Raw genomic sequence first — 21,710 nt, 5'->3', positions numbered from 1 at the left:
GCCGGATCCCTCCGGCCGCCCCCTCGCCGCGTTTCAGAGCCCTGTCGGGCCCCTATCCCGCCCCTGTTCGGTCCTTGTCCGGCCCGTGCCCGGCGGATCAGGGGCCGGACAGGCCCCGGCTAACCCTTCTTCCAGAGCGTCACCTTGGTCGCGAAGTCCGGCATGTTGCTCTCGTGGTTCGGGCTCATGCCGGTGATCTCGATCATCGCCAGGTTGCCGTCGGTGGTCTCCGTGCACAGCAGGGTGCCGACGTGGATCGTCTGGCCCTTGTCCAGCTCTTCGCGCCGCACCTTGTCCGGGAGGACGTCCGCGTGCGAGCCGTTCAGGCACGCCTGGGCGGTCCGGCCGGTACTGCGGCCCATGGGGGTGTGGAACTCCAGGCCGATCCCGGACACGCCGTTGTAGGTGATCTCGTAGGGGGACTCGTCGATCTGCGCGCCGGGTACCGACTTGGGGATGTCCAGGTCGATGTAGTTGAAGCCCGCCATGGAGGGCGCGCGCAGGGCGAACGGGCGGTCCTTGAAGACGACCTGGTAGCCGGCGTTCCCGTCCGCTGTCGGGGACGGGGTGGACGGCGGGCCGGACGAGCCGTCCTTCCCGTGCGTAGCGGTGGGGGGGACGTGCCGGCTCGTGGCCTCGTTGCCGGAGCCGTCGCCGCGCGCCACGGTCCAGGTGATGCCGGCCACCGCGATCAGCGCCACCGCACCGAGCGCGACCCGTAGCGCGGGGCTGCGCCGCGGGCCGGCCGCGGGTGCGCCGGGGCCGACGGTGGGCATCGCGTGCAGGTCGCCGGGCGTCGGTACGGGGCCGGTGGCGCCCTGGGTCGGGGCGGCGTGCGGGCCCGTTCCCCGGGTGGGGGTGTAGCCGGCCGGGCCCTGCGTCGGGGCGTAGCCGGGCGGCGGCGGGGCGGCGGCCGGTTGCGGGTCCGGGAGTTCTTTGGCGGCGCGCTCCCGCCGGGCGATCTCGGCGGCCACGGGGGTCGGCAGCCAGCCGTCGAAGTCCCGCGGTCCGCGCCCGGACGCCGCCCGGCACAGCTCCGCCAACTCGGCGGGCGCCGGCCGCTGTCGGGGGTCGGCGGCCAGGCAGCGGGTGAGCAGCGGGCGCAGCGCGTCCGGGTAGCCGGTGAGGTCCGGGGCGACCTGCGCGGTGTTGGCGATCCGGGCGGCGACGGTGATGGCTGCGCCGTCCCCGTACGGGTGCCGGCCGGTGGCCGCGACCGCCGCGATCAGGCCCAGCGGGAAGAGGTCGGCGGCGGGCGTGACCTGCTCGCCGCCCGCGTGCTCGGGGGACATGTACTGCGGGGTGCCGATGAAGCCGCCGCTGCGGGTGAGTTGGGTGGCGTCGGCGGCCCGGGCGATCCCGAAGTCGATGACGTAGGGGCCCTGCGGGCCGAGCAGGACGTTGCTCGGCTTGAGGTCGCGGTGGACGACCCCGGCGGCGTGTACCGAGCCCAGGGCGGTGGCCGCCGCGCCGATCAGCTGGAAGACCGCCGGCAGCGGCAGCGGGCCGTCCCGCAATGCCTCGTCGAGCGGCAGGCCGGGGATGAACGCCGTTGCCAGCCAGGGGAGTTCACCGCTGGTGTCGTGGTCGAGGACCGGCACGATGTGGTAGCCCTGCACCCGTCGGGCGGCCCGGACCTCCTGCTCGAAGCGGCCGCGGAAGTCCGGGTCCTGGCCGAACTCCCGGCGGATGACCTTCAGCGCGGCGGGTTGGTTGCCGCGGGTGCGGGTGAGGTACACCGAGCCCATACCGCCCTCGCCCAGACGGGCCAGCAGCCGGTAGCCGGCCACCTCCCGCGGGTCCTCGGGGCGCAAGGGCTTGAAGACGTCGTCGTGCGTGCTGATGTGGAGCCACCCCCCGGTCGAGAACTACCGGGGGATGGTATCCGCACACCTGTCCGGCAGGGGAATGCTCAGCCCGCCAACACCGCGCCCGGCGGGGGCAGTCCGTCATCGTCCCGGGGCGGCGCCGTCCCCCTCGGGTGCGGTACGGCGTCAGCCGGCTGACGGGCAGGCACCCCGACACTCACCGCCATGCACCGAGATTCACCCGAAGGGGTTGTCGTCCATCGGTGGGGCGGGCCCGGGGTGCGGTGCGCGGAGCGGGCCGCGGCGGCCTTGCGGGCGCGCGGGATCGCCGGGGCCCGCAAATACTTGAGGCGTGCCCCGGTCAGGACCCTCAGGACCGTTGACGTCGCGCCGCCGGCTGTTGCAGGTCACCGGCGGTGCCGTTCTCGCGGCCACCGCGGGCGCCGGCGTATGGGCCTGGAGCTCCCCCGACACCTCGCGCCCGGCCGCGCCGGCCCGCGAGCAGGAGTCCGCCGAGGAACCGGACGAGCAGGTGTTCCTGCACGTCATCGCGCACCCCGACGACGGCCTGTTCTTCATGAATCCGGGCCTGGAGCAGGCCATCCGCAGCGGCGCGCGGACCGTCACGGTCTGTCTGACGGGCGGCGAGTCCGACGGCCGGAACGCCCCCCGCGGCACCGCCCTGCACCACCGGGTGATCCCCGACCGGTCGGCGTTCGCCCGGGCCCGGGTCAACGGACTGCTCGCCGCGCACGCCCAGATGGCCACCGGCGACCGGGAGAGCACCTGGGACGCCGAGGCCCGCACCCTGCTCCGCGGTTTCCAGGTGGAGGTCCAGACGCTGCGCGCCGCCCCCCAGCACCAGCTGGTCTTCCTGGAGCTGGTCGAGGCCCGTGCGGTCTACCAGCCGCGCGCCACCAGCCTGCGCGGCCTCTGGCTCGGGGCGGTCGACGCCATCCCCACGCTGCGCCCCGAGGGCAGCCCCGTCCAGCGGCAGTTCCGCTACACCCGCGACCAGGTCACCGACACCCTGACGGCGGTCCTGGACTGGGTCCGGCCCACCGTCGTCCGCACCCTGGACCCCAACGCGGTGCACTCCGGCAAACGGCCGCTGTCCACCTCCGACCCCCGGTTGGCCGGTCTGCGCTACTTCGACCATCAGGACCACACCGCCTCCGCCTACTTCACCCAGGCGGCGCTGGCCCGCTACTGGGGGCACGGCCGCCCCGCCCCGACCCTCGTGGAGAACTACCTCGGCTACGAACTCGGCGTCCTCCCCGGCGACCTCGACCCGTCGACCGTCCGCCGTAAGGCCGGGACGCTGGACATCTACGGCTGGGCCGACCACCGCCCGTGTGCCGACCCGGCGGGCTGCGGCGACCGCAAGGTCGGCGGCTCCGCCCTCAACGGCAGCCCGCGGAGCTGGACCCGCAGCACCCGGTTGCGCGCGCCCGGCTCCAACGCCTGGGTGCGGCCGGCCCGGGACGGCCGGCTGACCGCCTTCGCGGTGCTGGGCGGGGCCGCGTACGGCTGGGCGGAGACCCGGGCGGGCAGCGGGCGGTTCGGCGCGCCGCACCGGATCGGCGGGGACCTGCTCCAGGGGCAGCTGCACGTGGTGCGCCACCCGGACGGCACCCTCCAGTTGTTCGGGTCCCGGACGGTGCTGCCCGGGCCCGACACCGACCACCGCCGCGAGCTGGTCACCGTGCGGCAGTCCGGCACCGGCCGGGACGGGGTGCCCGCGTTCGGGGAGTGGGAGTCGCTGGGCTCCCCGGACCGGGACCCGGTCCGGTCGCTGGAGATCGGCTTCCCGGCCGCGGTGGCGGCCCCGGACGGCACGGTGCACCTGTTCGTCCGGACCTGGGACGGCGGGATCGGCCACCGCAGCGGGCCGCGCGGCGCCCAGTGGTCGCCCTGGGACCTCCTGGAGGGACCGGCCGGCATCGGCACCCTCAAGGCGTCCCCGCAGATCGTCGACGGGATCGACGCCTGTGTGGACACCGCGGGGCTGATCCACGTGGTCGCGCCCAGCGTCCGGACGGTGCAGCACTGGGTGTCCAAGGAACCGGGTCGGACGCCCCGGCCGGGCGCGGCCACCGGGCTGCCGGAGCCGGGCGGGCCGATCAGCGTCGCCCCCCTGGCCGGCGGTGTGGTGCGGATCGCCTACCGGCAGTCGCAGACCGCGCGGGTGCTGATCGCCGAGCGGCAGCGGGCGGTCGGCAGTTGGCGGGTCGCCGGGCAGTGCGAACGGGCCGGCGGTTACGGGCGGGTGGCGCTGGCGCCGACCGGCAGCGGCGACCGGATGGTGCTGGCCGCCCGGGACGACGCCGGCGACGTCCGGGTGGCGATGGCGCAGGCCGCGCCCAAGCCCTGGCAGCGGTGCCGGCTGGCGCATTCGGCGGCGGCCGGGGTGGTCCACGACGCGGCCGGCCGGGCGGTGCTGGTCGCCCTCGGCAACGACGGTCGGCTGTACGCGGCCCGACAGGCGAAGGCCGGGCAGACCGCGCCGTTCCTGGCGTGGCGGGGTCAGGCCGGTCGGCCGGAGCGCGCCGGCGACGACTCGGGCTGACCGGGTGTGCCGTCGCGGCGGGCGGGGGGCCGCAGTATTCGGCGGGAGACGACGAAGGTGAGCGGCAGCGCCAGCAGGGCCGCGGCCAGCGGTGCGGCCGCGCTGTTCATCCCCAGCCAGCTCACCAGCGCCACCAGACCGGCGCTCTGCACCGCGTAGTTGGTGACCTGGGTCAGTGGGAAGAGCAGGAACTTCTTCCAGGTGGGGCGGGTGCGGTAGGTGAAGTAGGTGTTCAGGAAGAACGAGCCGACCAGGCTGAGGGCGAAGCCGACGGTGTAGGCCGCGAAGTACGGCAGCAGGCGGTGCAGCGGCAGGTAACAGGCGTAGAACGTCGCGGTGTTGACGACGCCGACCACCGTGAACCGGACGACCTGCCCCCAGGGGACCGCCGCGGCCGGCCGGCGCATCAGCGGTGCCGCGGGCCGACGGTGGCGGTCCCGGGCGGGGCCGGCGCGTGCACCGGGGCGGGTGCGGCGCCGTCGCTCTCCTTGACCAGGAAGTGCGGTCGCCGCTTTGTCTCGTAGTAGATCCGCCCGATGTACTCGCCGATCAGGCCGAGCATCACCATCTGGAGGCCGCCCAGCCCCACGACGATGGCCACCAGGGTCACGTAGCCGGGGGCGGTGACCCCGCCGACGGCGGCGGCGCCGATGATCCACAGGGCGTAGAGGGCGGCGAGTAACGCCAGGCTCAGCCCGGTGTAGATGGCGGCGCGCAGCGGACGGCAGTTGAAGGAGATCATCCCGTCGATGCCGTAGTTGACCAGCGAGCTGAAGCGCCATTTGGTCCTGCCGGCCTCCCGGGCCGCGTTGCGGTAGTCGAAGCTGACGGTGTCGAAGCCGATCCAGGAGAACAGCCCCTTGGAGAAGCGGTTGTACTCGGGCAGCGAGACCAGGGCGTCCACCGCCTTGCGGGACAGCAGCCGGAAGTCGCCCGCGCCGTCGATCAGTTCGACGTCGATCCAGGTGTTGACGGCGCGGTAGTACAGGCGGCTGAGCATGGTGCGCAGCCGCCGGTCGCCGTCCCGGTTGCGCCGGGCGATGACCTGGTCGTGGCCGAGCTGGTAGAGGTCGAGCATCTTCTCGATCAGTTCCGGCGGGTGCTGGAGGTCGGCGTCCATGATGATCACCGCGTCGCCGGTGGCCGCCTTGAGGCCGGCCAGCATCGCCGGCTCCTTGCCGAAGTTGCGGCTGAAGGAGAGGTAGCGGGTGGTGCCGCGGTGCCGGTGGGCCAGGGAGCGCAGCCGGGGCAGGGTTCCGTCGAGGCTGCCGTCGTCCACGTAACACAGCTCGTACTCGACGGCGAGACCGTCCAGCACCGCGCGCAGCTGTGCGTCGAAGCGACCTATCACGGCTTCTTCGTTGTAGCAGGGGACGACGATGGAGAGCTTCATGAGCGGGCCTTTTCGCCGGGGACAGGGGTCGGCTGAAGCGGCCGTCCCCTGAAAAGCAGTTTTACAAATCCGGGCGAAACGCACTATTCGGGCGGCTGGGTGGAGTGGGCCGCGGACGCCGCCGGCGGACGGCGCCGACGCCGGCCACCACGCCCACCGCCAGTACCCCCGCTCCGCTCGCCGCCAGCCCCGCGGCCAGCCCCGGAGGGGCGTACGCGCAGCTCAGCCGCGTCGCCCCCCGCTCCAGCGGAACGGCCAGCAGCCCGCCGAACGCCCCGGGCGCCCGGATCGGCCCGCCATCCACCGAACAGCCCCAACCGGACACCGCCGGCAGGGCGAGCACCGCGGTCCCGGCGGCCCCCGGACGCAGCCGTGCCGCCAGACCGTGGCCGCCCGCGGACAGCCGGACCGGCCCCTCCAGCGCCCGCACCGCCGCGGCCAGCCGGCCCGGGGGGAGGCAGCCCACCGCCCGCTCCGGCACGTACTGGCGGCCCTCCCCGGCGAACCGCACCGGCACCGCCCCGTCCGCCGGTACGGTGCCCAGCCGGAGCAGCGGGCCGGCGGTGACGTCCCACCGGCCCACCGCCGGGGTCGTCGTCCCCGGCCCGCCGACCTCGCCCGTGAACCACGGCGCGTACCAGAGCGCTTCACCGCCCGGCGTGCACCGGGCGGTGAAGACCGTCCCACCGGCCTGGGGAGCCACCGCGCCCGAGGGCGCGGTGGGCTGCCGCCGGGCCGGCAGCACCCAGCCGCCGGGCGCGCGCTCCGGGGGCGGCCCCGCGGCGGGCACCAGCCGCGGCACCTCGTAGACCCGGGCGCCCAGCACCCGCTCCTGACGGGCGAAGACGGTGTCCGGGCCGGCCCCGGGGCCCGGCAGCGGCCCGCGCCGCACGGTCAGCAGCGGCGCCGCCGGGCCGCGCTGCACGGTGTACCGGCCGCGCGGCCCGCCCCCCACCGGCTGCACCTGTGCGCTGCTCACCGCCATCAGGGCCCGTCCCACCGGGTCCTCGAAGCTGAGCGTGTGCCGCCCCCGGATGTACCAGCCGGCGCCCAGTCCGCGCAGCGCCCGGGCGGTCGCCGCGGGCACGTAGCTGCTGTAGTACGCGCCGCCCTCACCGCCGAGCAGCAGCGGATCGTTGTCGGCGAACTCGTGCGGGCCCGGGTCCGTGCGGGAGCGCGGCCAGTCGTCGCGGGCGGCCAGTCCCCGCCGGGTGGCCAGCGCCCCCTTGGTCAGGGTCAGCTTCGGCTGGAACCACGGGATGCCGTCCCGTGCGGCCGTCACCGCGAACGCCGTGTACGCGGCGGTCAGCGTGGTCGCACAGACCAGCACCGCGGTGACCGCCGCCCGCCCCCGCGGCCGCGCCCGCAGGCGGGCCGGTGCCAGCAGCGCCGCCAGCACCACCGCACCGCCGCCGACCACCACGATCCAGGTCGGGCCGCCCACCGCGCTGCGGTCCCGGCAGCACCACAGCAGCACCGCGACCAGCCCCGCCCCCGCGGCCAGCTCCCGCGGCCGCGGGCGGTGCGCCAGCGCCAGCCAGGCGATCATCACCAGCACCCCGCTGAGCACGAAGGCGGCCCGGTACGGGCTTCCGTTGGGCAGCGCCAGCCCGTGCCACAGCAGGATCGTCGGCTTCCAGACGAACGAGACGGCGATCCCCGCCGCGAGCAGCGACCAGCCGATCCGCACCCGGGCCGGCACCGCCCGGACGAACGGGAAGGCAGCCACCAGCAACAGCGCCGGCACCCCGACGAAGACGTTCGGCGCCGGCACCGCACCGTGGCCGCCCGGCAGCAGCTGCGCCACCTGGTCCAGCAGCGGCGGCCGGCCCTCGTACACCGCCGGGGGCGGCGGCTGCGCGGTCCGGCTGGCCTTCAGCGTCACCGTCAGCACCGGCGCGGCCAGCGCGATCCCGGTCGCCGTCATGGCGGCTGCCCGTCCCGCAACCCGTCCCGCCACCCGCAGCCGGCCGCCCGCCGGCGCTGCCACGGCGTCGTCGTCCACCAGCAGCCGCACCGCCAGCACCAGGCCGGTCGCCAGTGTGGCCATCGCCGCGGTGTAGAAGTTCCCGGCCCAGGCGAGTGCCACCAGGAGCGTCCCGGCCACCCAGCGCACCCGCCGCAGGCACCAGTCCGCGGCGATCCCCAGCAGGGGCAGCGAGACCAGCCCCCACATCCACATCGGATCGGCGGACCCGTCGTTCAGCACCCAGGCGCACAGCGCGTACCCCACCGCCAGCAGCGCCCGCAGCCCGCCCGGTCCGGGCCGCAGCCGCCCCAGCAGGACGGTCATCAGCGCCGCGCCCAGCCCGATGCTCAGCAGCGTCACCAGGAACACCGGCAGGTCCACCAGCGCCCGCGGGAACAGCCCCACCAGCAACGAGAACGGATTCATCAGGTACGTGACGAAGTCCGCCAGGAACGGGACGCCGTACCCGCTGCCCCAGTTGAAGAACAGGTCCCCGCGGGCGGTGCCGTGCAGCAGGTCCCACAGGTGGGCGTGGAACGGCACGAACTGATTGCCCAGGTCGTTGACGGCACGGGAGCGCGGCCCGAAGGGGTAGCTGCCGTGGGCGGCCAGCGCCAGGCAGTACGCCGCCATGGACAGCAGCGCCGCCAGTCCGGGCGCGGCCGGCCGGCGCCATCGGGTCCGGCCGGCGGGTGTGGCGCATGTCGCGCCGGGCGGGGTCCGGGCAACCTCGCGGGCCCGGACCCCCTCTTGGGGTGCGGAAGGTGTCGGGCTCACCGGCGCTCCTCCGAGGTCGGCGCGGTGCTCCGCGCGCAGACAGGCAGCGAACGAGTTATATGGCTTGATGTGTTGATGTCTCGATAGTCCGTTTTACCTCGGAGGGGGCGGGGTAGGGCGAGGACCCGCAGAAAGGAACGGAGGCCACTGTTCCCGTGTCCGACAACCCCACTGACCCCACCGGCCCCACCGACCCGGCTCACCCCGGTAGCGCCGGCCGCTCCGACGGCCCGCACCGCTCCGACGGCCCCGACGGTCCGGCCCACTCCGCCACCGCCGCCACCGGCCCCGCGGCCGGCTCCGCACCGGACCGCCCCGCCCCGACCGTCACCGTGATCGTGCCGGTCCACAACACCCGCCGCTACCTCGACCGCAGCCTAGGCTCGGTCTTCGCCCAGACGCTCGACCCGCACCGCATCGAGATCATCGCGGTCGACGACGGCTCCACCGACGGCAGCGCCGCCTGGCTGGACGAAGCCGCCGCCGGCCACCCCCGGCTCACCGTCGTCCACCAGCCCGCCTCCGGCGGCGCCGGCAAACCCCGCAACGTGGGCCTGGACCACGCCACCGGCGACTACGTCTTCTTCCTCGACTCCGACGACCGCCTCGGCCCCGAGGCGCTGGCCCGCCTCCTCCGCATGGCCGAGGAACACGGCTCCGACGTCGTCTACGGCCGGATCGTCGGCGCGGAGGGCCGCGGCGCCCCCGTGGACCTGCGCACCACCAACCCCCGCGTCTCGGTCTTCGACTCACCCGTCTACTGGAGCCTGGCCGCCTACAAGCTCTTCCGCCGCTCCTTCGTCGAGCGCCACCGGCTGCGCTTCGTCGAGGGCCGCCTGCTCGCCGAGGACCTCCCCTTCGGCATCGCCGCCCTGGTGCACGCCGAGACCATCTCGGTCCTCGCCGACTACGACTGCTACTACCTCTACGGTCGCGACGACGACAGCAACGCCTCCCGCCAGGACGTGGACTGGCCCGCCTACCTCGCCTACATCGACACCGTCCTGACCGACCTCGCCGCCGAGGTCCCACCCGGCCCCGACCGCGACAAACTCATGATCCGCCACTTCCACGGCGAGATACTCATGCCGTTCGCGGCCCCCTACCTCGCCCGGGACGAGGCCGGCCGCCGCGCGATGCGCGAGGCCGCCCGCCCGCTGGTCGACCGCTACCTCACCGAAGGGGTGCTCGCCGCCCTCCCGCCCGGCCTCCGGCTCCGCGCCCACTGCCTCCGCGCCGGCCTCGACACCGAACTGACCGCCGTCGTCCAGGCCGACTCCGCCCCCGGATCCGCCCCGACGCCCGGCCGGCCCCGCATCGAGGACGGCCGCGCCTACGCCGCCTACCCCCACTTCCGCGACCCGGACCACCCCCTGCCGGACGCCCTCTACGACCTCACCCCGCGGATCGCGGTACGCCAGCGCCTCACCGACGTCCAATGGGTCGGCGGCGTCCTCCATCTCCGCGGCACCGCCACCCTCCGCGCGGTGGGCGCCGACCGCGTCGAGCTGATCCTCCACCGCAGCGGCGCCCACCTCCGGGTCCCCGCCACCTACGGCCCCGACGACACCTGGCACGCCGCCCTCGACCCGGCCGCGACCCACGGCGACCCCTTGGCGGACGGCATCTGGGGCCTGAAGATCGCGGTCACGGCGTACGGGGCGGGGGACGCGCAGGCAGCGGCCGGTCCGTCCCCCGACGCGGCCGGCACCACCCCCTCCGTTCCCTCCGCCGCCCTCCGCCGGGAAGCCTGGCTCGTCCCCGAAGGCGGCGAGTCGGCCACCGACACCGCCCCCCGCGTCATCAGCCACGGCCCCACCGGCCCCACCGTCGCCGCCCTCTTCCTCTCCTCCCCGCACCGCCATCTCCATCTCGACCTGGACCACGACGGGGCCCGCCGCCTGCTCGGCGCCGACCTCCGGGGCGCCGCCGCCTGCACCCGCACCGGCCGCGCCACGGTCGACGCCCGCCTCACCCTCCCCGGCTGCCCCGTCGACGCCGGCCTCCAGTTCGTGCTGCGCGACGCCACCCGCTGCGTGGCCCTGCGCACCACCGTCGAACGCGCCGCCGGCGACCGCTACCGCGCCCGCTCCCGCCTCCGCGCCGGCCCCCCGGGCACCTGGCGGGTCGCCCTCCGCCTCACCGCGGGCGGCCTCCGACGTGAGATCCCGGTCCAATCCGCGGACGGCAAGGGGCCGTTGACGCTCAAGGTGCCCGGGTGAGCGACTGACGGAACACCCCGGGCGGGGCGCTCGCCCCGCCCGGGACGGCCCGCCTCACACCGACGCCGGCAACCCGAACCGCACGCCGGTCAACTCCTCCGACAGTTCCCACAGCCGACGCGCCGTCGCCGGATCGGCCGCGGCCTCCGCCAGGCGCACCCGCCTCGGCGCGCCGCGCAGCTCGCCCGGCCCGTCCGGACCCCCGCCGCTGTCCGGCGACCGTTGACGCGATGAAGTTCAGCTCCTTGTCGCGTTCTTGGCGCTTTTCCCGTAGCCCTGCGGCACCAACTTGTTCTATAAAAGCTAGAACAAGTCGACAGGGGGGATCGGCGGACCACCGTCCGCCCACCCCTCCTCCCTGCCGCCTCTCACCGCCTCAACTCACAGGGAGACAAGATGCGTTCGCGCACCCCTAGGCGCAGCAGGATGTGTGCCGTGGTCATGGCCGCGGTCGTCGTCGCCACCGGACCGGTGTTAGGCGCGGCCGGGGCGTCCGCGGCTCCCCGGGCCGCCGCCCTCGTACCCGCCGCGGACCGCGAGGTCCAGTTCACCGCGGACGGCACCACCGCGTACGGCACGGTGCACATCCCCGCCCACCGGGAGGGCCGCAGACTGGCCGCGGCCCTCCTGATGCCCGGCAGCGGCCCGACCGACCGCAACGGCGACCAACCGCCCGGGTTCACCCCGCACACCCTGCCCCTCCTCGCCGACACCCTCGGCGAGGACGGCGTGATGAGCCTGCGGTTCGACAAGTACGGCACCGGGCGGACGGGCCTCGGCGGCCGGCACAGCGCCCCCGGGATGGCCGCCTACACCCGCCAGGCCGTGGCCGCCTACGACACCCTGCGCGCCCAGCCGGAAGCCGATCCGCACGCACTGCTCGTGGTCGGGCACAGCGAGGGCGGCCTCCAGGCGCTGCTCGTCGATCGTGCGGTGGCGGCGAAGCCCGCCGGGCTGGCGCTCCTCGCCCCGCAGAGCATGCGGCTGCTGGACATGGTCGACTTCCAGTTGGCGGCCGGCCTGGACCGGGCGGTCGCGGCCGGTCAACTCGACGTAGCACAGGCGGAGTTGAACAAGCACGGCGTGACCCGGGCCATCGCGGACTTCCGGGCCGGGCGCCCGGTGGACACCTCAAGGCTGCTGCCCTCCCTCGCCGCCGTCCTCAACGGCATGTTCGGGCCGGTCAACGCGGACTTCGTCCGCAGCGACGATGCCGTCTACCCGCCGTCCGCGGCCCGGAGCGTCGCACCCGGCACGCGCACGCTCGTCACCTGCGGTACGGCGGACGCCAAGGTGCCGTGCCGGACCGTGCCGGCCCTGCTGTCCGCCCTCGCCGGTGCCCGTACCACCGGCCCCGGCCTGCGGGTCCTGCCCGGTCTCGACCATCTGCTGCACCCTGCCGGGACCCCGGTCAACGACCCGGTGATCGCCCCGGCGGTGCGGCGGGCCCTGCACGCGTTCGTCCGCCCCTGGCGGCAGGCCCCGGCGAACTGAGGCCCCTCCCGTAGGTCCTGTACTTACCTCCGCCCCGCTGGATGCCGTCCAGCGGGGCCGACGCGTCTCACGCGTGCGGTGGCGTACCCGTCCCCGTCCCCGGGTGTGTGTCCAGCCCGTCCACCAGGCGGTCCAGGAAGCGCGTGAAGGTGGCCTCGGGGGTGAGGGGGCGGCCGGGGGCGGCGAGGGCCTGGGCGAGTTCCGGGTGGTGGCCGTCGGCGGCGACGGTGGCGAGGTAGCGGGCCTCGGCGGCGGCCCGTTCGGGGGCGTCGGTGGCCGCGACACGGGTGAGTTCGTGGCTGACGTGGGAGGACACGAAGCCGGTGAGGAGGCTGAAGACCTCCAGCTTCGCGGCGCCGTCCAGGGGGAGGGGGCGGAGCGCGGTGAGGGCGTGCTCCAGCAGGAGCAGGGTGTTCGGGCCGAGGGTGGTGCGGTGGGTGGTCAGGGCGGTCGACAGCCAGGGGTGGCGGAGCATCAGGGCGCGCTGGTCGCGGGCGAGGGCCTTGAGGTCGGTGCGCCAGTCGCCGCTGAGCGGGGCGGGGGGCAGGAGTTCGCCGCTGACGTGGTCGACCATCAGCTCCAGCAGGGTCTCTTTGTCCGGGGCGTAGCTGTAGAGGGACATCACGCCGGCGCCGACCCGGGCGGCGACCGCGCGCATGGTGACCGCGTCGAGCCCGTCGGCGTCGGCGAGGGCGACGGCCGCGGCGGTGATCGCCTCGCGGGTGAAGGCGGGGCGGCGGCCGCGGCGGGGGCGGTCGGGGGCCAGCCAGAGCTGTTGGGGATCGACGACGCCAGGGGTGCCGGTTCGGTCGCCGGGGGATGCGGGCGCGGGCACGGTGGCGGGTCTCCTCTTCCGGGTGGGCGGTGGGCGGTCCACCGGGGACATCCAAGCATCCGTTATTCTCGTACGCAGTACGAGAATGGGTTCTCGGTGGGAGGGGTGGCGATGACGGAAAGGTGGACCGCACCGGGCGGGCGCCCGGCGCGCAGCGCGCGGTGGATGCGGGCGACGTGGCGGAAGGTGCCGGCGGGACCGTACCCCGTCGGATGCGAGGCCGGGCTGGCGGTGCCGGGCGGGAACGGCGACCCGCTGGTGACGGACCACTACTTCCCGCGCGGACCGGGGGAGTTCCCGACGCTGCTGGTGCGCTCGCCCTACGGGAGGGGAGTCCCAGGGGCGCCGCTCTACGGGATCCTCTTCGCCGAGCAGGGGTTCCACGTGGTGGTGCAGAGCTGCCGGGGAACGGGCGGATCGGGCGGCGACTTCCACCTGTGGCGGAACGAGGCCGCGGACGGACGGGCCACCGTGGCGTGGCTGCGGGAGCAGCCGTGGTTCAACGGGGCACTGGCCACGATCGGGCCCAGCTACCTCGGCTACGCGCAGTGGGCACTCGCGCTGGAGCCGCCGCCGGAGCTGCGGGCGATGGTGGTGCAGATCGGGCTGCACGACCCGTACGCGTACTTCCACGCGGGGGGCGCGGTCCACCTGGAGAACGCGCTGGTGTCGGGCATCGGGATGGCGCACCAGCACCGCGGCGTCGGACCGCTGCTGCGGGCGGCGCTGCGACTGCGACGCTGGCTGCGCACCGCACACCGCGAGCGGCCGCCGTACGCCTCCGGCCCGGCGGGCGAACTGCCGTGGCTGGCCGAGGTGTTGGCCCGGACGGACCGGGGCGACCCGTACTGGCGCGGGGCGTCGACGGCGGAGGCCGCGGCACGCCTGACGGTGCCCACCTGCCTGATCGCCGGCTGGCAGGACGTCTTCCTCGACCAGAACGTCGCGCAGTACCGGCGGCTGCGACGGGCCGGCTGCGAGACCACGCTGCTCCTCGGGCCCTGGACGCACACCTCGGCACTCCAGGAGGGCTGGCCCACGGTGTTCGCGGAGAGCCTGGGGTGGTTGCGGGCGCAGCTGGCCGGGGACCGGGCGGGACTGCGGCCCACGCCGGTGCGGGTGCACGTCGGTGACGGCGGCGGGGGCGAGTGGTGGGACCTCCCCGACTGGCCGCCGCCCCCGGGCGGCGCGGCGGGCCCCTGGTACCCGTCCGCCGGCGGCGGGCTGGCGCGGCGGGCCCCCGACGGCTCCGCGCCGGTGGGGGAGCTCCGGTACGACTCGGCCGACCCGACCCCGTCCGTCGGCGGGCCGGTGCTCTCCCACGGCGGCGGGCGCCGCGACAACCGGGCGCTGGAGGCCCGGGCGGACGTGCTGACGTTCACCGGACCGGAGTTGGACGCGCCACTGGAGGTGCTGGGGCCGATCGGGGCACGGCTGCGGGTGACCGGGGAGCGAGAGCCGGGGGCCGCCGGCGGTGCCTTCGACGTCTTCGCGCGACTGTGTGACGTGGACCCGCGGGGCCGGTCGGTGAACGTGTGCGACGGGCTGGTGCGGGTGCCGGGCGGGGCGGCGGAACCACGGGAGGTGAGCGTGCCGATGAGCGCGGCGGCGCACCGCTTCGCCGCCGGGCACCGGGTGCGGTTGCAGGTCAGCGGGGGCGCGTTTCCCCGGTACGCACCGCCGGCCGGCGCGGACGGGACCGGTCCGGTACGCCTCGTCCTGCACCCGGGGTCGCTACTGGACCTGCCCTGAGCACGCAACCCGGACATCGGGCCCGGACCTGCCCTGAGCCCGCAACCCGGACATCGGGCCCGGAAACGTCGGGCCGCCCACCCCCGGGAACGGGAGCGGGCGGCCCGGACGGCAGGGACAGGCCCTAGCCCCGGCGGGCCTCGGGGTGGTGGTGCTGCCAGCCCGCCCACGCCGACGTGATCATGTCGCGGACGTCGTGGCGGGCCTCCCAGCCCAGTTCCTTGCTGATCCGGTCGGCGGCGGCCACCACCCGCGCCGGGTCGCCGGCGCGGCGCGGCGTGACCTCGGGGACGACCCCCTGGTGGCCGGTGATCTCGGCGATCAGGTCGACCATCTCGCGGACCGAAACGCCCTCGCCCCGGCCGATGTTGAGTGTCAGATCCCGGACCGGACCCGGCTCGGCGAGCTTGCGGGCCGCCGCGACGTGCGCGTCGGCGAGGTCCGCGACGTGGATGTAGTCGCGGATGCAGGTGCCGTCGGGGGTGTCGTAGTCGTCACCGAAGATGCGCGGCGCGGCGCCCTGGGTGAACCGCTCGAAGACCATCGGAACGATGTTGAACACCCCCGTGTCGGCCAGCTCGGGGGTGGCGGCACCGGCCACGTTGAAGTAGCGCAGGCAGGCGGTGCTGATGCCGTGGGCCTTGCCGGCGGCGCGCGCCATCCACTCGCCGACGAGCTTGGTCTCGCCGTACGGGTTGATCGGCGCGCAGGGGGTGTCCTCGGTGACCAGGTCCACATCCGGCATTCCGTAGACGGCGGCCGACGAGGAGAACACGAAACGCGGCACCCCACCGGCGGCCATCGCTTCGAGGAGGGTCTGGAGACCGTGGACGTTCTCGCGGTAGTAGTGCAGCGGCATCTCCACGGACTCGCCGACCTGCTTCTTCGCGGCCAGGTGGACGACGTCGGTGATGCCGTGCTCGGCAAGGGTGGCGTCGAGCAGCGCCCGGTCGAGCGTCGAGCCGACGATCAGCGGCACGTCCTCGGGGAGCCGGGCGCGCACGCCCGTCGTCAGATCGTCGAGGACGACAACCGACTCGCCGGCCTGCCGCAGGGCCCTTACAACATGGGAGCCGATGTAACCGGCACCACCCGTGATCAGGTAAGACATAGCGCCCATCCTAGGCAGGGAACAGAGGGACAACAGGGAGCGGGTCAGCGGTGCAGCCGCCGGGCGGCGATCCGCCAGACGCTGCGCGGCCCGGACGCCACCCGCAGCGCCAGCGCACCGCCGGTGGTCGAGTACGGCTGTGCCAACAGCACCAGCCGCCGCCGACTGGGCAGCACCCGACGCCGCAGACCGGCACCCACGGCCCGCAACCCCACCCCGATCGCGGTGCCGTCCGTGCAGGTCAGCCGGGCCGTCAGATCCCACGGCTCGGGGTCGGCGGGGCGCGACCCGGGCAGCTCGGTGAGCGGAGCCAGGTCCAGTGCCACCGTGGCCGTCCAGGCGGTGCCGTCGGCGGTCGGGGTGAGGGCGGCGGTGTACACCGGGCCGGGGCGGTCGTCGCGGCGACGGTGCAGCGCGATGTCGACACTGACCGGGCCGGCCGCGGCCAACCGGCCGTAGAGATCGTGGACGCGGAGCCGCAGCAGCCCGCCGGTGGCACCCAGCACCGGATCGGCGTCGACGGTCACCGGCAGTCGGGGGGACGCGTCGGTGCCCGGCACGTCCTCGTCCGCGGCGTCCACCGCGTCCCCGACGGCCAGGCCGTCCAACCGCACCGCGGACAGCTCCGCCGACCAGACCGGGGCCCCGTCGCCGTCCGTCGCGTACGGCGGCAGCAGCCGGCCGGGTCGGGCCGCCAGCTGGGTCAGCCGGTCCAGGTCACGGGGGACGGCGGAGGCCAGGATGACGCGGGCCAGCCAGCGGGCCGGGGCGTGCGCGGCGGACAGCTCGGCCTCTTCGAAGGCGGCCAGGTGGTCACGGGTCAGCTGCCACCACTCGGCCCGGTACTCGACGCTCCGGGTGTGCAGCTCACGGACGTACATCCGCAGGTCGTGGTCGAGGAACTTGGTCGCCGCGGCCTGCGTCAACGCCTTCCGACCGGCGTCGCCCAGGATCCGCAGGACGGTGCGGTGCGCCTCCAGACGCTGCCGCCAGTTGGCCACGTCCTTGCGGTCCAGGGAGATCGACTGCTTCGCGGCGGCCCGCCGGACGTGCCACACGTAGACCGTGTCGGGGACCGTGGCGATCTTCGGGGCGGCGGCCAGCACCCGCGCGGTGAAGACGAAGTCCTCGTAGTGGTAACGGCCTTCGGGGAACGTGATGCCGTGGCCGGTGAGGAACTCCCGGGCGTAGAGCTTGTTGACGCAGAGGGTGTCGCGGACCAGCTGCGGCGCGGCCTCGGGGCTGTCGTACACGGCCGGCTCGCGGTACAGGGCCGGCTGCCAGGGCACATCGCGGCGGGCCGGCAGCTCCCGGCGGACGCAGGCACCCGCGGCGACCGGCGCCTCGTGCTGGAGCGCCGCGGACAGCAGGGCCGGCACCGCACCCGGCGGCAGCACGTCGTCACTGTCGAGGAACATCACGTACCGGCCGGTGGCGGCCCGCAGCCCGTCGTTGCGCGGAGACCCGCAGCCACCGCTGTTCTCGCCGCGGTGCAGGACCCGCAGCCGCGGCTCGGCGCGGGCCAGGGCGTCCAGGGCGGCACCGGTGCCGTCGGTGGAGGCGTCGTCCACCGCCACCACTTCGGCGACCGCCTCCCCCTGCGCGAGCGCCGAACGCACCGCGTCGGCGACGTGCACGGCATCGTTGAAGGCGATGACGACGACGCTGACCTGCGCGGTTGGCGTGAGGGTGGGCCCAGGCTGTGACTCAAGGGCGTCATTCACAAGCACTAAATCTACATTTCGTGTCGACAGCAGCTCTTGGCGCGGGCGGGTTCGGACCCCTGTCCTCCAGGGACAGAGGGCGAAAACCACCGAGCGGTTGCAGCGGCCGCCTACTTTTTCCGCCTCATTGCCGTCTCGTGACCAACCGGACCCCGGGACAAGGCCGTGCGCCGACCCGCGCGGACACCCCGCAAGGGCGCCGGCACATGCTGTAACGACGCGGGCGCCGGGAGATGCCGATCCGGCCACCACGCACCGAACCGGCCCGCGCCCCCACCCGCACGACCCCGACACCCACCCCCCGTCCCCGGCCCGCTCACTCCATGACCAGGTCCGCGACCCGCCCCGCCGCCCCACCGTCGTCCAGATGACAGAACACCCGCCGAAACTCCGCATACGCCTCCGCGCTCGCCCGCGCCACCGCCGGCAGGTCCCCCAACGCCTCCACCAACTCATCCGTCGACGACAGCAACGGACCCGGCACCCGCGCCTCGAAGTCCACGCTGAAACCCCGCAGCGTGTCGCGGTAGTGCGCCAGATCGGGGGTGAGGAACAGCATCGGACGACCGGTGCCCGCGAAGTCCGCGGCCAACGACGAATAGTCGGTGACCAGGACGTCGGCGACCAGCAGCAGCTCGGTCGCGTCCGGATACGACGACACGTCGACCGCGAACGGCGCATGGTGCGCCGACAGCCGGTCGGGCACCTGAGGATGGCTGCGCACCAGCACCACGTGGTCCCCGTCCAGCGCCGCCCGCGCCACCTCCAGATCCAGCGGCAGATGCAGCCGGTGGTGCGACGCGTCGTACGCCACGTCGTCACGCGGCGTCGGCGCGTACAGCACCACCCGCTGACCCGGCCGCACGCCCAGATGGGCGCGGACCGCCGCGGCCACCTCGTCCCGGTCCGGGGCGTGCAGCGCATCGGTCCGCGGCAGCCCGGTCTCCAGCAGCTTCCCGGCGTAACCGAGCGCCGACCGCAGCACCGGGGTGCTCGCCGCGTTCGGCGACAGCAGCACGCTCCACTGCCGGCCCAGCCGCGGCCGCGCCGCCAGATGCGCCAACCCCCCGCACAACGTCCCCGCCAGGTCCGCCCCGATCCGCTTCAGCGGCGTCCCGTGCCACGTCTGGATCACCCGCTGCCCGGCCCGCCGCACGAACCAGCGCGGCAGATGGGTGTTGGTGACGATCCAGTGGCTGTGCGCCAACGCCCCGTGCCAGGCCGCACTGCCCACCACCACCGGCCGGGCCGACGGCGGCACCGCGGTCTGCGCGTCCCGCACCGCCCACAGGTGCTCCACGTCCATCCCCCGCCGCACCAACTCCTCGTGCACCGCCCGCGGCGAATCCCCGTACGCCCGACCGCCGAAGCTGCTGTACAGGACGGTGTCCCGCAGCGGCCGCGAACGGTGCAGCGGATAGTGCTGCTCACGCAGCACCCGACGCCGGTACGGGCCCCGGTCGACCGGCGGCACCGCCGGCCCGGCCGCCACGAACACCTCGTCGTACCGCATCCGGTCCACCGTGAACGGCTTACCGCGCACCGTCCGCGACACCGGCAGCCCGTCGAAGACCGCCGGCGCGCACCGCACCGGCGGATCCAGCGGCGACCCCACCGCCCCCTGCGCCCGCAGGTGCAGCGTCCAACGGCCCTCCCGCAGCGGCACCTCCCCGGCCAACGACGGCAACGCGGCCAGCGGCAGCGCACAGTGGAACCGCCCACTGTCGTGGACGGCCGGGAAGACCACCTCGGTGGCGTGCGCGGTGTGCTTGAGGACCAGCTCCGGGGCGGGCGGCGCGGCATCCGGCAGCGCCCCCGCCAGCAGCAGCGTCCCGTCCGTCCGCCACACCACCCGGTCCAGGTACGCCTGCGGGACCCGGTCCTGCAGCACCAGCTCCCCGGCCGGCGACGCCGTCGCCACCACCTCCCGGCCGTGCGGCAGCGGATGGGCCACCGGCGCCGTCCCCGGCGGGCAGACGACCGGGTCGGTGCCGCCGCCGGGCCGCACCAGCTCCGGCAGCCAGCTCTCGGTGTGCGGCGGCGGGACCGCGGCCGGCTCACCGTCCCGCGCAGGCCGGGCCGCGGCCAGCACGTCCAACCGCACCCGGACCACACACCGCGCGCCACCGGCCACGACGAGCCCGGCCCCGCGCCCGCTCTCGTGCCCGCTCTCCTGCTCGTACTCGGTCGCCTTCTCGTGCCCGTCCGGGCCCGCGTCGCCCACTGCGCCCGCGTCGCCCACTGCGCCCGCGCCGGCCGCACCCTCCGCACCCTCCGTGCCCTCCGGGACCACCCGGTCCACCCGGTCCACCCGGTCCACCGGGACCGACCCGCCGTCCCCGTCCGCCGCCCCCTCCACCGGGAACGACACCACCGTCCCCGTCCCCCGGTGCGTCAACCGCAGTGCCACCGGCGCCGGCCCGGGCGCCGTCACCGCCAACTCCAGCGCACCACCCACCACCCGCGGCGGCACCGCCAACCGCCGCACCCCACGGGACACCACGATCCGCAGCCGCCCGTCCACATACCGCGGCGTCACCCGCACCCCGTCCACGCCCTCGTACGCACCCGGCGCCGCCCCCGACCCACCGTCCGGCGCCGCCAACCCCCCGGACCGCACCACCCCCGCCGACGCCAGCAGCACCTCCACCCGCCACTCGCCGTCCGCCAACCGCCCGCCCCGGCGCAGCCGCGCCGGATCCAGCCGCAGCTCGAACCCCGACCAGTCGTAACAGTGCAGCTCCTGCCCGGACGCCGCGGTCGCCTCCGGCATCGCCACCGTCCGCAGCGGCAACACGATCCGCCGCCGCCCACACGACAGCACCACCGTCCGCAGCACACCGTGCCGCGACCTGGCCGGCAGATTCCGCACATAGGCCCACCCCCGCAGCAGCAGCACCCCGCCCCGCCACACCGCCTCCCGGACCTCCGCCCGCACCGGGAAGTCCGCCCGCTCCAGCCGCACCACCCCCGCCGGCAACGCGACCGGCGGCGCCAACGGCAGTACCGCCCGCCGCCGCAGCGGCGGCCCGACCACCGCGAAACCCCCCGGACTGCGCGCCTCGTGCGCCAACAGCGTCCCCAAATCCACCAACCGCCCGGCCCGCACCAGATACCAGCGCATCCGCAACTCCACCGGCAACGCCCGCAAAAGCCGCGGATCGGTCCGCGCCAAGAAGTCCCGCGCACAATCCAGGAACGCCGTCCGCACCTCCGGCGCCGCCCCCGGCACCGCCGCCACCAGGTCCACCAACCCCACGGTCAACTGCGCCCGGTCGTAGTCCGCCCGCAGCCGCCCACCCATCGGGCGCACCGGATCGGCCAGCAGCGCCCGCATCCGCGCCACCGCCGCGAACCGGTCCCGCACCCCCTGCGCACTCGGCCACCGGTGCCGCCCCGCACCCTCCGGCAGCCGCCAGTAACAGACGTGCTCATGCAGCACGTCCACCGCCTCCGCCAGGACGTGCGCGGGCAACGCCACCGCCGCACCGTCGCACCACTCCCCCTCGGGGAAGACGAAGTGGTGCCGGTCCCAGAAGGAGCGACGGAACACCTTGTTCCGCACGAAGTGGTCGCCGAGCAGCGCCGGATCCTCCCCGACGTGGGTGCGCAGCACCGTCTCCCGGGCCGCCGGATGGTCCGCCGACTGGCTCCGCCCCGCCGCCCCCAACCGGTAGACGTTCCCGGTCGCCAGGTCCGCCCCCGACTTGTCCAACAGCCCGATCAGATCCTCGTACGCCCGCGGCAGCAGCACGTCGTCCGGCGCCAGGAACGCCACATACTCCGTATGCGGAAAGACATGCCGGGCACCGGCGTTCCACCCCCCGCCCCGGCCCCCGCCACCCTGGTGCACCACCCGGAACCGCGGATCCCGCTCCACCCACCGCCGCCACCGACCCGGCGGCGCCCCCTCCGCCGGCCCGTCATCCACCAGCACCACATCCAGTTCCGCCAGCGTCTGGGCCGCCACCGACTCCAGACACTCCTCCACATGGCGCGCGGACCCCGCACCACGTGGGACCGGGACGACGACGGTGAGCCGAGGCTTCATGGGCT

The 21,710-nt window shown here is 75.1% G+C and carries 12 protein-coding genes and 1 pseudogene; 4 read left to right on the top strand and 9 right to left on the bottom strand.

The window, feature by feature from the left end:
• Positions 1–119: 119 nt before the first annotated feature.
• A complete protein-coding gene (locus ACFVT2_RS30710) occupies positions 120–1,814 on the bottom strand; it encodes a protein kinase (RefSeq protein WP_390023062.1) in 1,695 nt (564 codons plus the stop codon).
• 373 nt (positions 1,815–2,187) lie between these two features.
• Here ACFVT2_RS30710 and ACFVT2_RS30705 point away from each other — a divergent pair, with 373 nt between their 5' ends.
• Entirely contained in the window at positions 2,188–4,377 is a 2,190-nt protein-coding gene (locus ACFVT2_RS30705; RefSeq protein ID WP_390023061.1) for a PIG-L family deacetylase, read from the top strand.
• Here the strand turns inward: ACFVT2_RS30705 and ACFVT2_RS30700 are convergent.
• The 3 genes from ACFVT2_RS30700 to ACFVT2_RS30690 all read right to left on the bottom strand — a co-directional run bounded on the left by ACFVT2_RS30700 (position 4,335) and on the right by ACFVT2_RS30690 (position 8,516).
• A complete protein-coding gene (locus tag ACFVT2_RS30700) occupies positions 4,335–4,784 on the bottom strand; it encodes a GtrA family protein (RefSeq protein WP_390023060.1) in 450 nt (149 codons plus the stop codon). The two genes, ACFVT2_RS30705 and ACFVT2_RS30700, sit on opposite strands and share 43 nt — an antisense overlap.
• A complete protein-coding gene (locus ACFVT2_RS30695; RefSeq protein WP_390023058.1) occupies positions 4,784–5,770 on the bottom strand; it encodes a glycosyltransferase family 2 protein in 987 nt (328 codons plus the stop codon). Before ACFVT2_RS30695 ends, ACFVT2_RS30700 begins: the two co-directional genes overlap by 1 nt.
• Positions 5,771–5,831: 61 nt before the next feature.
• Positions 5,832–8,516: a YfhO family protein gene (locus ACFVT2_RS30690; RefSeq protein WP_390023057.1), complete on the bottom strand. Its 2,685-nt coding sequence runs from the start codon at positions 8,514–8,516 to the stop codon at positions 5,832–5,834.
• Between the two features lie 155 nt (positions 8,517–8,671).
• On the opposite strand from ACFVT2_RS30690, the gene ACFVT2_RS30685 reads away from it, so the two are divergent.
• Entirely contained in the window at positions 8,672–10,738 is a 2,067-nt protein-coding gene (locus ACFVT2_RS30685; protein ID WP_390023056.1) for a glycosyltransferase family 2 protein, read from the top strand.
• 54 nt (positions 10,739–10,792) lie between these two features.
• On the opposite strand, the pseudogene ACFVT2_RS30680 reads toward ACFVT2_RS30685, so the two are convergent.
• A pseudogene (locus tag ACFVT2_RS30680) lies at positions 10,793–10,939 on the bottom strand (short-chain dehydrogenase); the annotation flags it as partial.
• A gap of 240 nt (positions 10,940–11,179) precedes the next feature.
• Between ACFVT2_RS30680 and ACFVT2_RS30675 the strand changes: the two are divergent.
• Positions 11,180–12,232 (top strand): serine aminopeptidase domain-containing protein, encoded by a 1,053-nt coding sequence (locus tag ACFVT2_RS30675; RefSeq protein ID WP_390023066.1) that lies wholly within the window; start codon positions 11,180–11,182, stop codon positions 12,230–12,232.
• A gap of 67 nt (positions 12,233–12,299) precedes the next feature.
• On the opposite strand, the gene ACFVT2_RS30670 is transcribed toward ACFVT2_RS30675, so the two are convergent.
• On the bottom strand, positions 12,300–13,067 hold the full coding sequence (locus ACFVT2_RS30670) for a TetR/AcrR family transcriptional regulator (protein WP_390023054.1): 768 nt from the start codon (positions 13,065–13,067) through the stop codon (positions 12,300–12,302).
• 111 nt (positions 13,068–13,178) lie between these two features.
• Here ACFVT2_RS30670 and ACFVT2_RS30665 point away from each other — a divergent pair, with 111 nt between their 5' ends.
• Positions 13,179–14,819: a CocE/NonD family hydrolase gene (locus ACFVT2_RS30665; RefSeq protein WP_390023053.1), complete on the top strand. Its 1,641-nt coding sequence runs from the start codon at positions 13,179–13,181 to the stop codon at positions 14,817–14,819.
• Between the two features lie 124 nt (positions 14,820–14,943).
• Here ACFVT2_RS30665 and galE read toward each other — a convergent pair whose 3' ends face one another.
• From galE to ACFVT2_RS30650, 3 genes are all read right to left on the bottom strand, one after another.
• Positions 14,944–15,930, bottom strand: a complete 987-nt coding sequence (gene galE / locus ACFVT2_RS30660; RefSeq protein ID WP_390023051.1) for a UDP-glucose 4-epimerase GalE — start codon at positions 15,928–15,930, stop codon at positions 14,944–14,946.
• Positions 15,931–15,974: 44 nt separating this feature from the next.
• Positions 15,975–17,654, bottom strand: coding sequence for a glycosyltransferase family 2 protein (locus tag ACFVT2_RS30655; RefSeq protein WP_390023050.1), 1,680 nt, complete (start codon positions 17,652–17,654; stop codon positions 15,975–15,977).
• 316 nt (positions 17,655–17,970) lie between these two features.
• Positions 17,971–21,705 carry a CDP-glycerol glycerophosphotransferase family protein gene (locus ACFVT2_RS30650; RefSeq protein WP_390023048.1) on the bottom strand — a complete coding sequence of 1,245 codons (3,735 nt, stop codon included), beginning with the start codon at positions 21,703–21,705 and terminating at the stop codon, positions 17,971–17,973.
• Positions 21,706–21,710 lie beyond the last annotated feature (5 nt).

It is taken from the genome of Streptomyces sp. NPDC058000 (genome assembly GCF_042886435.1).
In the GTDB taxonomy this organism is placed as follows: domain Bacteria; phylum Actinomycetota; class Actinomycetes; order Streptomycetales; family Streptomycetaceae; genus Streptomyces.
The sequence above is the reverse complement of the archived record's forward strand: the minus strand, read 5'-3'. Positions and strand labels throughout refer to the sequence as shown.

Bases quoted from the DNA above. Each gene is read 5' to 3' on its own strand.
- ACFVT2_RS30700 (WP_390023060.1), bottom strand. From the start codon at position 4,784: ATGCGCCGGCCGGCCGCGGCGGTCCCCTGGGGGCAGGTCGTCCGGTTC.
- ACFVT2_RS30695 (WP_390023058.1), bottom strand. From the start codon at position 5,770: ATGAAGCTCTCCATCGTCGTCCCCTGCTACAACGAAGAAGCCGTGATA.
- ACFVT2_RS30675 (WP_390023066.1), top strand. From the start codon at position 11,180: ATGGCCGCGGTCGTCGTCGCCACCGGACCGGTGTTAGGCGCGGCCGGG.
- ACFVT2_RS30665 (WP_390023053.1), top strand. From the start codon at position 13,179: ATGACGGAAAGGTGGACCGCACCGGGCGGGCGCCCGGCGCGCAGCGCG.
- galE (WP_390023051.1), bottom strand. From the start codon at position 15,930: ATGTCTTACCTGATCACGGGTGGTGCCGGTTACATCGGCTCCCATGTT.
- ACFVT2_RS30650 (WP_390023048.1), bottom strand. From the start codon at position 21,705: ATGAAGCCTCGGCTCACCGTCGTCGTCCCGGTCCCACGTGGTGCGGGG.